The sequence below is a fragment of the Pseudomonas sp. MYb118 genome (assembly GCF_040947875.1).
Taxonomy (GTDB): Bacteria; Pseudomonadota; Gammaproteobacteria; order Pseudomonadales; family Pseudomonadaceae; genus Aquipseudomonas.
In genome coordinates this window covers 1160671-1173232 of the sequence record NZ_JBFRXN010000002.1, presented here as the reverse complement: position 1 = coordinate 1173232, position 12562 = coordinate 1160671, and the positions used below count along the sequence as shown (strand labels likewise).

The window sequence follows — 12562 nt, the reverse complement described above, 5'->3', positions numbered from 1 at the left end:
GCGGATTATAACGACGGTTTCTCGGCTGTGCTATCCGAAAAATCCGATATGGCGATACGAAGAAACGTCGCGGCGAACTCGTCTGCGGGCATGGGTGGGCTGACGATGTAGCCCTGGATCTGTTCGCAGCTTTCCTGGGCGAGGAATTGCTGTTGTGCCAGGGTTTCGACCCCTTCGGCGATCACGGTGAATTGCATGCTGCGCCCCAGTGCGATGATGGCGCGCACGATTGCCACGTCGTGGGGGTCGTCCGGCAGGCCGCGGACGAAGGACTGGTCGATCTTGAGGATGTCCAGCGGCAGGCGCTTGAGGTAGCTCAGGGATGAGTAGCCAGTCCCGAAGTCGTCGATGGCCAGTTGCACGCCCAGGTGCTTGAGCTGGTGCAGCACCGCCAGTGCTTCCTCGGCCTGGCTCATGATGAAGTTCTCGGTAATCTCCAGTTGCAGCAATTCTGGCTGCAGGCCGTTGTCCTTGAGCAGTTGTTCGATCCGCCCCAGCAGGTTGGGCTGGCGCAGCTGGGCGCCGGCGAGGTTGACCGACAGGGGGCCGAGGCATTCGTAGGTCAGGCTCCATTCGTACATCTGGCGGCAGGCGGTTTCGAGCACCCAGTCGCCGATTTGCAGGATCATGCCGTTTTCTTCGGCCAACGAAATGAAGTGTTCCGGTGGTACGTCACCAAAGGTCGGGTGATGCCAGCGGATGAGGGCTTCGGCGCCCACCAGGCGATTGTCTTCCAGGCTGATTTTCGGCTGGTAATGCAAAAACAGCTCGTTGCGTTCGATGGCGCGACGCAGCTCGTATTCCAGGGCCACGCGCTCGCTGGCCTGGGCGGTGAGGTCGCGGGTGTAGCTTTCGACCCGATTGCGCCCCTTGGCCTTGGAACGGTACATCGCTGCATCGGCGTTCTTGACCAGGGTGGCGACGTCGCAACCGTCCTTGGGATACAGGCTGGTGCCGATGCTGGCACTGATGAAGAACTCATGTTCGCCGGCCTGGAACGGGGCGCTGAAGCAGTTCAACAGTTTGATCGCGATGTTGTCTGCATCGCTGCACTGTTGCAGGCCGGGCAGCAGGATGATGAATTCGTCACCACCCAGGCGCGCCACGGTGTCGATGTCGCGCAGTTGCTCCTTGAGACGCACGGCGATGCCCTTGAGCAGCAGGTCGCCGACCGGATGGCCGAGGCTGTCGTTGATGTGCTTGAAGCGGTCGAGGTCAAGGAACAGCACCGCGCCCTGGCCGCCGTTCTCGCGCTGGTTGTTCAGCGCCGTCTGCAAGCGGCTTTCGAACAGCGTGCGGTTGGGCAGGCCGGTCAACGGATCGTGGTGCGCCTGATAATCGAGTTTTGCCTGAGCGTGCTTGAGGCTGGAAATATCCGCGAACACCGCGACAAAGTGGGTGATGAACTTGTCACGGTTGCGTACCGCGCTGATGGTCAGCCAACTGGGGTACAACTCACCATTTTTACGGCGGTTGGAAATCTCGCCCTGCCAATGGCCTTCGGCGGTCAATTGATGCCACATGGCCGCATAGAACGCGCTGTCATGCAGGCCGGAGGCGAGCAGGCGCGGGGTGTGGCCCAGCGCTTCGCTCTCGCTGTAACCGGTGATTTCGGTAAAGGCCCGATTGACCGCGCTGATGTGCTGCTGGGTATCGGTGATCAGAACGCCTTCGGCGGTGCTCTCGAAAACGGTGGCGGCCTGTTGCAGCTTTTCCTGCATCAGGTGTCGCTCGGTGATATCCCGGGCGATGGTCAGCATGCAGTCTTCATCACCGATCGGCAGCGGCCGGCTCGACACCTCGCACAGGCGGATCTGCCCGTCGCTGCGGCGGATGTGGCAACTGAAGTCGCGGACGAAGCCATCGCGGTGCAGCAGGTCGAGCATCTGCTTGCGCTCGTTGAGGTTGACCCAGATACCGAGCTCCAGCGATGAGCGGTCCACCGACATGGCGCTGTTGAATCCGGTGATACGGCTGAAGCCCTCGTTGACTTCCAGCAGCAAGCCGTCGCTCTGCCGCGACAGCAGCAGGCCGTCCGGTGAGGCGTGGAAAGCCTTGGCGAATTTTTCTTCGGAGGTTTGCAGCTGTTGCTGGGTTTCCTTGAGCTGGCTGATGTCGCGCACGACCACCACCAGCGCCGGCGTGGTGTCGAGATCGAAGGGCTCGGCGGAGATCAGGCCGGTGAACACCTGGCCATTGCTGCGGCGAAAGAGCATTTCCAGGTTGCGGATACTGCCCGCCTGCAAGCGCTGCAGCAGGCCTGGGCCGACCCCTGGAATCCCCCAGATATTCAAATCAGTGGCGGTCTGGCCAATCACTTCTTCGGCCTTGAGGCCGATCTGTTCTTCGAAGGCTTCGTTGACCTCCAGCAGGCAACCGTCGGAGAGTCGCGCGATCACCAGGATGTCCGGGCATTGCTGGAATACCGAAGCAAACTTCTGTTCCGACAGGCGCAGGGCCTCTTCGGTGCGTTTGGCCTCGCTGATGTCGATCATCAGCCCGCGCATCACCGGCTCATGCCCGTGTTCGATCAGGCTGACAATGTCGCGGACCCAGATGCAGCGACCGTCGGCGGTGATAACCCGGTAATCGAGGCTGTGATCGCGCCCGGCCAGCACTTCGTGATCGCAGAAGGTCTGGGCGCGGGTCAAATCGGCGGGGTGGATGATGTTGCGCCAGAAGCCCGGAATCAGCCAGTGGGCCAGGGGATAGCCAAGCAATTCTTCGGCGTGGGGCGACACGTAGCTGTAGGTGAAGTCAGTGATCCGTGCCTCCCAGGCAATGGCCGAGAGGCTCTCCACCAGCCCGCGATAATGGTACTCGCTGCTGCGCAGTTCCTGTTCCAGGTCCACTCGCCGGGCGATTTCCGAGCTGAGGCGGCGGTTTATGCGGATCACCACCGCCAGCACGGTGACCAGCAACAGCAGGCCGGGCAGGCCATACACCAGCAGGTCGGACCAGAATGTGCGGTGGTCGAGCACGTTGCCGATCCAGTGTTCCTGGATCGCGCTGATTTCTTCCGGGGCCATGTCGGCCAGGACTTTGTCCAGAATGCCGATCAGAATTCTGTTTTCCTTGGGAACGCCCATGGCCAGTTGATAGCGATAGGGTGTTTCGCCACTGACGTACAAGCCATCGAGCTTGAGCTGGCGCAGGCTCCAGACGCTGGAGGCCAGATCGCCAACCACGGCGTCCACTTCATCGGTCGCCAGTGCCTGCAAGGCCGAGGCGACGTTGGGCATGCCCACCAGGTTGAGGTCGGGGTGGTGGGTGCGCAGCAGTTCATGGGGGGCGTAGTTTTCCACCACGGCGATTTTCAGGCCGTACAGGTCTTCGAGCTTGCGCGGTTGAGCGCCACCCACGTGGGCAAGAATGACGATTGGAAAGTCGAGGTAGGGGCGGGTGAATGACAGGTAGTTCTGGCGTTCCGGCGTCGACATGATGCCCGGCAGCAGGTCGAGTTTTGCTTGTCGGGCCTGTTCGAGCACCTCCGTCCAGCTCACGGGCTCGATGGGCGTGAGCTGAATGGCCAATCGTTGGCGGATCAGGTCAATGTAGTCTGCTGCAAGGCCCTGATAGCGGCCTTGATCGTCGCGAAACTCAAATGGCGGCCAGGACGCATCCACACCCAGGCGCAAGTCCGGGTGGGCGTTCAGCCAGCTACGTTCTTCGTCGGTCAGAGTCAGCGCGCCAGCCGTTGCAGTCCAGGTCATCAGCGACAGCAAAAAGAGCACGGTCGGCAGTCTGGTCATAACGGTCTCGTTATGGCTCGGGGATTGTTTCGAGTGTAGACGGGGTATGCGGCAGGGGAGGGAAGTGCGAGGGATTTTATCGGCATAAAGCAAAACCCCCGGCTTGGGCCGGGGGTTTTGTGATTACTCGTCGAGGAAAGAGCGCAGATGCTCGCTTCTCGTCGGGTGGCGCAGCTTGCGCAGTGCCTTGGCTTCGATCTGACGAATCCGCTCACGGGTTACATCGAACTGCTTACCAACCTCCTCGAGGGTGTGGTCGGTATTCATGTCGATGCCGAAGCGCATGCGCAGGACCTTGGCTTCACGGGCAGTGAGGCCGGACAGCACTTCGCGAGTCGCTTCCTTGAGGCTCTCAACGGTGGCGACATCGATTGGCGACTGCATGGTCGAGTCTTCGATGAAGTCGCCCAGATGGGAGTCTTCGTCATCACCGATCGGGGTCTCCATGGAGATCGGCTCCTTGGCGATCTTCAATACCTTGCGGATCTTGTCCTCAGGCATTTCCATGCGTTCGCCCAGCTCTTCCGGGGTCGGTTCGCGACCCATTTCCTGCAACATCTGCCGGGAAATACGGTTGAGCTTGTTGATCGTCTCGATCATGTGCACCGGGATACGGATGGTGCGGGCCTGGTCGGCGATCGAGCGAGTGATCGCCTGACGGATCCACCAGGTGGCATAAGTCGAGAATTTGTAGCCGCGACGGTATTCGAACTTGTCTACCGCTTTCATCAAGCCGATGTTGCCTTCCTGGATCAGGTCGAGGAATTGCAGGCCACGGTTGGTGTACTTCTTGGCGATGGAGATCACCAGACGCAAGTTCGCTTCGACCATCTCTTTCTTCGCGCGGCGGGCCTTGGCCTCACCGATCGACATGCGACGGTTGATGTCCTTGATCTCGGCGATCGACAGGCCGGTCTCGGCCTCCAGCGCGGTCAGCTTCTGCTGGCAACGAATGATGTCCGGTTGCAGGCGGGCAATGGCTTCGGCGTATTTGCTCTTGCCTTTGGCCAGCGCGTCGGTCCAGCTTTCGTCGATTTCATTGCCCGGGAACTGGCGCAGGAAATCGGCACGCGGCATGCGCGCATCACGTACGCACAATTGCATGATTGCGCGTTCCTGCTGACGCAGGCGATCCAGGGCACTGCGAACACGCTCGACCAGGCCTTCGAATTGCTTCGGCACCAGCTTGATCGGCATGAACAGCTCAGCCAGGGCCAACAGCTCGGCGATTGCCAGCTTGTTGTCACGGCCGTGCTTTTTCAGGGCCTTGCGGGTGATTTCCATCTGCTCGGCCACGGCGCCAAAGCGCTGGGCGGCAACGACGGGATCCGGGCCGCTTTCGGCTTCTTCTTCGTCTTCCGAGGATTCGCCGTCTTCATCGTCGTCGTTGTCGTCGGCTTTTTCGGCTTTTGAGTCGACCGGCGGCGGTACTTCGGCAGCAGGCGGCGTAATGCCGTCATCCGGGTCGATGTAACCGCTCAGAACGTCGGACAGGCGCCCACCTTCGGTGGTGACGCGGTTGTACTCGGCGAGGATGTGGTCAACCGTGCCTGGGAAGTGCGCGATTGCGCCCATCACTTCACGGATGCCCTCTTCGATACGCTTGGCGATTTCGATTTCGCCTTCACGCGTGAGGAGCTCGACCGTACCCATTTCACGCATGTACATGCGCACAGGGTCGGTGGTGCGACCGATGTCGGTCTCGACCGCTGCCAACGCTGCTGCTGCCTCTTCGGCGGCGGCTTCGTCGGTATCGGCGTCGGCCAGCATAAGGGCGTCCGCATCCGGAGCACTCTCGTGTACGGGGATCCCCATGTCATTAATCATGCGGATGATGTCTTCCACCTGCTCTGGATCTGAAATATCCTCGGGCAGGTGGTCGTTGACCTCGGCGTAAGTCAGATACTTCTGCTCACGACCCAGTTTGATCAACTCAATAATACGAGACTGCTGTTGCGCTTTTCCGGACATAACACCCTATCCACTGAAGGTCTTGGCGGGCAAAAAACAAGCCGAGGATTATACCTGAGCTATGACCTCACGCGCCAGTTGAGGTCGGGTTTGATACGCAAACGTTCTGTTTTAAGAGGTCGCGCATCTGTTTTGCTATCTGGGTTTGTTCTTCAGCCGAGATTCCCGGCTGCCTTGCTCTCTTGATGAGTTCGTCGAGGGTCTGCGTATGTTGACCCGCTGATAACCTTGTAATGGTGTCTAAAAACTGCTGTTCAAGGTTGTCGCCAGCAATCAACCATTCCTTTTCCGCCAGTGCTCTCAAAAGGCGGCCTTGTTCCGTTCCATGCCAGCGCGCCATCAACTGAATAGAGTTTAGCTGAGGATTTTTCTGCACCGCTTCGATCAGGGCGATCAGCACCTGCGCGTAGACGTTGCTTTCGTTGGCAAAGTGATCGGCGCTCTCGACCTTGGCGGCCAGTTGCGGGTGATGGATGAGCGTGCGCAGGGCGATCAGCGTCGGCGCTTCAACCGCCACGGGCGTGCGCGGGGCGTACTCTTCGCGATCACCGCGCTTGCCGTCCTTGTTCCAGGGCTTCTTGTCCCATTTCTTGCCACCGGCGCCGGGCTTTTTAGGCTTCCATTCCTGCTGGGGCGCGTACGCCTCCTGGGGCTGGTGGAAGTCGGCGTAATCGGGCATGGCGTCGTAATCCATGCCGGGGTCATAGGCCGGTGGCGGCGCATCCTGAGGTGCGTTGTGGACCAGTTGGCTGACCGCCTCGCCACTCAAGCCGGTGATTTCCAGCAGACGCTGGCGCATCAGGGCGCGCAGGTTGGCGCCCGGCACCTTGTCGATCAGCGGCGCGGCCAGGGTGGCCATGTGGGCCTTGCCCTCGAGCGAGCGCGGGTCGGCTTCTTCGGTCAGTTGCTGGAAGAAATAGTCCGCCAGCGGCTGCGCGTGCTGATTGATTCGGGCGCGGAAGGCGTCGGTGCCTTCCGAGCGGATCAGGGTATCCGGGTCTTCGCCTTCGGGCAGGAACAGGAAGCGCGCACGCCGACCGTCCTGCAGGCTCGACAGCGTGGCCTCCAGGGCTCGCCATGCGGCGTTGCGGCCAGCCTGGTCGCCGTCGAAGCAGAACAGCACGTTGGGTACGACGCGGAACAGTCGCTTCAAGTGCTCTTCGCTGGTGGCGGTGCCCAGGGTGGCCACGGCGTTGCGCAGGCCTTGCTGGGCCAGGGCGATCACGTCCATGTAGCCCTCGACGACGATGATTTCGTCGAGGTTGCGATTGTTCTTGCGTGCTTCATAAAGGCCGTAGAGTTCCTGGCCCTTGTGAAACACCGGGGTTTCCGGGGAGTTCAGGTATTTGGGCTTGTCGTCGCCCAGTACCCGGCCGCCGAAAGCGATGATGCGGCCACGGCTGTCGCGGATCGGGAACATCACGCGATCGCGGAAGCGGTCATAGCGTTTGCCGGTTTCGGCGTTCTCGATCAGCAGGCCCGCGTCGATCATCGCTTTTTGTTGCAGGGTGTCGCTGCTCAAGTGCTTGAACAGGTTGTCCCAGCCGGGCGGAGCGAAGCCAAGGCCGAAATCCCGGGCAATTTCGCCCGTGAGCCCGCGGCCCTTGAGGTAATCCACGGCGGCTTTGCGCGCCGGGTGGCTTTTCAGCGCCTGGCGGTAGAAGTCGGCGGCGGCGGTGAGCAGCGGGTACAGCGGTGAATCGGTTGGCTGACGCGGCTTGCGCGCCCTGCCACTTTCCTCGCGGGGGATTTCCATGCCCGCGGCTTTGGCCAGTTCCTCGACGGCCTGGGGGAAGTCCAGGTTGTCGTGGTCCATGATGAAGCCGAGGGCGTTGCCGCCAGCGCCGCAACCGAAGCAGTAATAGAACTGTTTGTCGGGGCTGACGCTGAAGGACGGCGTCTTTTCCTTATGAAACGGGCAGCAGGCGGTGTGGTTCTTGCCGGCTTTCTTCAGTTGCAGGCGCGAGCTGACCACATCGACGATGTCGGTGCGGTTCAGAAGGTCGTCAATGAAGCTCTGGGGGATCAGCCCGGCCATGGCGTTCTCGTCGTCTGCGCTGAAAGGAATCCGTGGCGAAGGGCGGCCGAGCGCGGGTCGTTGTTTGAAGCGCACAAAAAATGCGGTTCGACCAGTGTCGTCTGCGTAATCGCTGTCGGGAAGTGTATCTGCCGAAAATCCACTGACGTTAATCCAATCAGTATTCGACTATTTGAAAGTGTTTCGCTGAATCCGGCTGCGACCGGTCATCGGTCTCGGATAGCTCATCATGTGGCACGCCACAGGTGCCTTGGGCTGATCGTCGTGAGAGGAATCAGTGGGTGTGCTCGTCAATAGCCTTGAAAGGCTCGTCAGAAAAGACGTGCACCGCTGGCAAAAGAGCCAGGTCTGACGCGGTGAAGCAGGTTCGTCTCGGTCGCGTGTGCGGCTTTGACGGTGAAGCATCAAGCGTTTTCCGCAAATGCCATAAGCCCGGCACAGAGCCGGGCTTGGCAGAAGCTTGCTACGAACGTCTGTGTATTAGTACAGACGAACGGCGCGGCGCTGTTCGCGCTGAACTTTCTTGGCGTGACGCTTAACAGCAGCAGCTGCTTTGCGCTTACGCTCAGAAGTTGGCTTCTCGTAAAATTCGCGGCTACGAACTTCAGCCAGTACACCGGCTTTTTCGCAGGAGCGCTTGAAACGACGCAGAGCTACGTCGAAGGGTTCGTTCTCTTTTACTTTGACGGCTGGCATCCAGAGCTACCTTCATTCATTACCGGGGTCAACATCCTCGCGGCAAAAGAGCACTTGAAGACGTCGGTTTTTAAGGGTTGCGGATGTTAACCCCTCAACGCTCGGAATGCAAAGCCTCTGATCGAAAACCGCTGGTCGGGGCATCACGCGGCGACTATTATGCGCGCCTTCGAATTCAGCCTAAACAAGGCGCAAACCCATGCTAGTACTGGGATTAGAAACGTCCTGCGACGAAACCGGCGTCGCATTATACGACAGTGAACGCGGCTTGCTGGCCGACGCGCTGTTCAGCCAGATCGACCTGCACCGCGCCTACGGCGGCGTAGTGCCGGAGCTGGCCTCGCGTGATCACGTCAAGCGCATGCTGCCCTTGATCCGTCAGGTGCTGGCCGAGGCGGGCTGCGCGCCGACGGAAATCGACGCGATCGCCTACACCGCAGGCCCCGGGCTGGTCGGCGCGCTGCTCGTCGGGGCTTCCTGTGCCCAGGCGCTGGCCTTCGCCTGGGGGATTCCGGCCCTCGGTGTGCATCATATGGAAGGTCACTTGCTGGCCCCGATGCTGGAGGCGAAACCGCCCGAATTCCCGTTCGTCGCTTTGTTGGTTTCGGGTGGCCACACCCAGCTGGTACAGGTCGACGGGATTGGCCAATACACGCTCATGGGCGAGAGCCTCGACGATGCGGCCGGCGAAGCGTTCGATAAAACGGCAAAAATGATGGGCCTCAATTACCCGGGCGGTCCGGAAATTGCGCGTCTCGCCGCCCGTGGGGTTGCAGGGCGTTTTACCTTTCCGCGTCCGATGTGCGACCGCCCAGGCCTGGCTTTCAGCTTCAGTGGCCTGAAAACCTTCGCCCTCAACACCTGGCAGCAGAGCGTCAGCGCCGGGGACGACAGCGAACAAGTCCGTTGCGACATCGCGCTGGCGTTCCAGGATGCCGTGGTGGAGACTTTGACCATTAAGTGCAAGCGCGCCCTCAAGCAGGCAGGTATGAAGCGCCTGGTGATCGCCGGCGGTGTCAGTGCCAACAAGGCATTGCGTGCCTCGCTCGAGAAAATGCTCGGCGACCTCAAGGGCGATGTGTTTTACGCGCGTCCCGAGTTCTGCACCGACAATGGCGCGATGATCGCCTTTGCCGGCTGCCAGCGTTTGCAGGCCGGCCAGCATGAAAGCCTGGCGATCAGCGTGCAGGCGCGCTGGCCGATGGAGCAATTGTCGGGGCTATGATGAGCGGTGCTCACGTGCGGCATTTAAAAATGCCGTTCGCGCCCGGCAAACAGGTCGCGTAGATTGCCGCGGTGCCGCCAGACGATCAGCCCGGTCAGGGCGCTCATCGGAAGCAGGGCCGCCGGTTCCTGCCAGGCCAGCAGTGGCAGGGTCAGGGGTGTGGCGATCAGGGCGGCGAGGGAGCTGGTGCGGGTCAGGTAGAACGTCAGCAGCCACGCGCACACCGCCAGCAGGGCCGCCGGCGGATACAGCCCCAGGAGCATGCCGGCAGCAGTGGCGACGCCCTTGCCGCCGCGAAAGCGGAAGTACAGCGGGAACAGGTGACCGATGACGGCCCAGACGCCGATCCAGGCCTGTTGTTGCAATGAAAGGCCCGCGAGCCCCGCGATCAGTACGGGCAGCAGGCCTTTGCAGAGGTCGCCGAGCAAGGTGAGGATGGCCAGCTTTTTACCGGCCAGGCGCAACATGTTGGTGGCGCCGGCATTACCCGAGCCACTCATTCGCGGATCGGGGTTACCGGTCAGGCGGCTGAGCAAAATGGCGAAGGACAGCGAGCCGAGCAGGTAGGCGAGAATCGCCAGTAACCAAAACATGCTAACTATTCCGGGCGAGGACGCCCCTGATTCTAACGGCGCATTGCGCCCTTGTCGTGCAGCGGAGAAGAGTGCTTGGACAGAGTGTTTATCGAGGGCCTTGAAGTTGACACCGTGATCGGTGCCTACGACTGGGAGCGAAGCATCCGACAGTGCCTGCGTCTTGATCTGAGCTTCGCCTGGGACAACCGCCCGGCCGCTGCCGGTGATGACCTGACCCTGGCGCTCGATTACGCGAGCGTTTCGGCGCGTATCCAGGCCTTTGCCGAACAGGCGCAGTTCCAGTTGGTCGAGACCTTTGCCGAGCGTCTGGTGGCGGTGCTGATGAGCGAGTTCAACATCACCTGGGTGCGTCTCAAGCTGACCAAGCCAGGTGCCGTGCCGGCAGCGACAGGTGGCGTGGGCGTGGAGATCGAGCGCGGATGCCGCTGACTCAGGTTTACCTTGGCCTCGGTAGCAATATCGAGCGTGAAACCCATTTGCGGGCCGGCCTGGAAGCCTTGGCGGGTTTCCTGGTGGATATCCGCTGTTCGGCGGTATTCGAAAGCCAGCCGGTGGGGATCAAGAGCGGGCCGTTCTTCAATTTCGTGGTCTCTGCCTACACCGATCTGCCGCTGATGGAGCTCGACCGCCGGCTCAAGTTCATCGAAGCGGACAACGGCCGCTACGCGCCGGACCGCAAGGGGCTGCCGCTGGACATTGATGTGTTGTTGTTCGGCGAGCTGGTGGGCAACTTCGACGGTTTGATCCTGCCGCGGGCAGAGATCCTGAAAAATGCCTTCGTGCTGTGGCCGTTGTCGCTGATTGCGCCGGATCGCGTGCATCCGGGCGTGGGTAAAAACTTTGCGCAGTTGTGGGATGACGCGCAGATTGACCAGGTGTTGGCGCCGGTGGCGTTCGAGTGGCGTGGGATTCAGTTGACGCCTTCAGATTTGCTGCGAGGCTGATATCCATCGCGAGCAAGCTCGCTCCTACAGTTTTGATCGCATTCCCCTGTAGGAGCGAGCTTGCTCGCGATGCTTTTAAATTAACCCCTCCTTGTAGGCCTTCAACACCTTGAGCCGCTCTCGCTTGATCGCCTCGCCCAACTCCGGCCCCTTGAATCCCTTCTCCAGCAACGGTTGAACCGCCACCCCGCGAGCCGCTTCAGCTGCCCCGCGCAGATAATCGGCCTGTGGATAACTCCGCTGCTCAAAGCCTTTGCGGCCCCGCGCATCCATCTCGCACGCCGCAATGAACTCCTCGAATCGCTGCGGCCGACGGTAAACGTCGAAACTCTGCAGCAGCTCCAACAGTGTGGAAGGCTTCAGTTCTAGCGCCCGGTGGCCATGGGTATGGTACTGGCCCACCAGCAGCGCCAGTTCCTGGCAATCCTTCGGTGCCTTGAAGCGCTCGTTGACGGCCTTGATCAGCTTCAAACCCTTGTGTTCGTGGGCGATGTGGCGCGGCCACTCTTGTTCAGGTGTCAGGCCTTTGCCCAGGTCGTGGAGCAGGCAGGCCCAGCGCACGGTCAGCGGCTGCCGATGGCGGGCGGCCTGCTCGAGCACGCTCAAGGTGTGCACGCCGGTGTCGATTTCCGGGTGATGAGCCTCCGGTTGCGGGACACCGAACAATGCGTCGACCTCGGGCATCAGCACCTTCAAGGCGTCGCAATCGCGCAATACCTCGATAAACACCTGTGGCTGATCTTCCATCAGGGCCCGGGAAATCTCCTTCCAGCTGCGCTCTGCCGTCAACGCCTGCAGTTCGCCCGATTCGCTCAGTGCGCGCATCAGCTCCAGCGTTTCCGGTGCGACGGTAAAACCCAGGCCGGCGTAACGTGCGGCAAAGCGGGCAACGCGCAGAACACGCAGGGGATCTTCGGCGAATGCCGGGGAAACGTGACGCAACAGGCGGGCTTCGAGGTCGCGCTGGCCATGATAGGGGTCTGTCAGGTTCTGCTGGTCATCCTCGGCCATGGCATTGATCGTCAGATCGCGCCGAATCAGGTCTTCCTCAAGGGTAACCTCAGGGCTGGCATGGAAGGTGAAACCGCCGTAGCCGCGGCCACTCTTGCGCTCGGTGCGGGCGAGGGCGTATTCCTCGCCGCTTTTGGGGTGCAGGAACACGGGAAAGTCCGCCCCGACCGGACGAAAGCCCTTGGCGAGCATTTCTTCAGTGGTGGCACCGACCACGACCCAGTCGATATCGGTGACCGGTTTGCCCAGCAGGCGATCACGAACGGCCCCACCGACTTTATAGATCTGCATAAAAAACCTCCGTTAGCCCGACAGGATAACCCTTGTGT

General features: G+C 61.0%; 9 protein-coding genes. 3 read left to right on the top strand and 6 right to left on the bottom strand.

The window, feature by feature from the left end:
• Positions 1 to 5: 5 nt before the first annotated feature.
• The 4 genes from ABVN20_RS11245 to rpsU form a co-directional block, all read right to left on the bottom strand.
• Complete coding sequence (locus ABVN20_RS11245) at positions 6 to 3752, bottom strand: EAL domain-containing protein (RefSeq protein WP_368555669.1); 3747 nt, start codon at positions 3750 to 3752, stop codon at positions 6 to 8.
• Positions 3753 to 3875: 123 nt separating this feature from the next.
• Entirely contained in the window at positions 3876 to 5723 is a 1848-nt protein-coding gene (gene rpoD / locus ABVN20_RS11240; protein ID WP_368555668.1) for an RNA polymerase sigma factor RpoD, read from the bottom strand.
• Between the two features lie 67 nt (positions 5724 to 5790).
• Positions 5791 to 7761, bottom strand: a complete 1971-nt coding sequence (dnaG, locus tag ABVN20_RS11235) for a DNA primase (protein WP_368555666.1) — start codon at positions 7759 to 7761, stop codon at positions 5791 to 5793.
• 480 nt (positions 7762 to 8241) lie between these two features.
• A complete protein-coding gene (gene rpsU, locus ABVN20_RS11230) occupies positions 8242 to 8457 on the bottom strand; it encodes a 30S ribosomal protein S21 (RefSeq protein WP_002551877.1) in 216 nt (71 codons plus the stop codon).
• Between the two features lie 199 nt (positions 8458 to 8656).
• On the opposite strand from rpsU, the gene tsaD reads away from it, so the two are divergent.
• Entirely contained in the window at positions 8657 to 9682 is a 1026-nt protein-coding gene (gene tsaD, locus ABVN20_RS11225) for a tRNA (adenosine(37)-N6)-threonylcarbamoyltransferase complex transferase subunit TsaD (protein ID WP_368555665.1), read from the top strand.
• Positions 9683 to 9705: 23 nt separating this feature from the next.
• Here the strand turns inward: tsaD and plsY are convergent, their stop codons facing one another.
• A complete protein-coding gene (gene plsY / locus ABVN20_RS11220; RefSeq protein ID WP_368555663.1) occupies positions 9706 to 10275 on the bottom strand; it encodes a glycerol-3-phosphate 1-O-acyltransferase PlsY in 570 nt (189 codons plus the stop codon).
• A gap of 75 nt (positions 10276 to 10350) precedes the next feature.
• On the opposite strand from plsY, the gene folB reads away from it, so the two are divergent.
• Complete coding sequence (folB, locus tag ABVN20_RS11215) at positions 10351 to 10707, top strand: dihydroneopterin aldolase (RefSeq protein ID WP_368555662.1); 357 nt, start codon at positions 10351 to 10353, stop codon at positions 10705 to 10707.
• On the top strand, positions 10698 to 11222 hold the full coding sequence (gene folK, locus ABVN20_RS11210; RefSeq protein WP_368555661.1) for a 2-amino-4-hydroxy-6-hydroxymethyldihydropteridine diphosphokinase: 525 nt from the start codon (positions 10698 to 10700) through the stop codon (positions 11220 to 11222). The genes folB and folK overlap by 10 nt, the downstream gene beginning before the upstream one ends.
• 75 nt (positions 11223 to 11297) lie before the next feature.
• Here folK and ABVN20_RS11205 read toward each other — a convergent pair whose 3' ends face one another.
• Positions 11298 to 12524, bottom strand: coding sequence for a multifunctional CCA addition/repair protein (locus tag ABVN20_RS11205; RefSeq protein WP_368555660.1), 1227 nt, complete (start codon positions 12522 to 12524; stop codon positions 11298 to 11300).
• Positions 12525 to 12562: the final 38 nt, after the last annotated feature.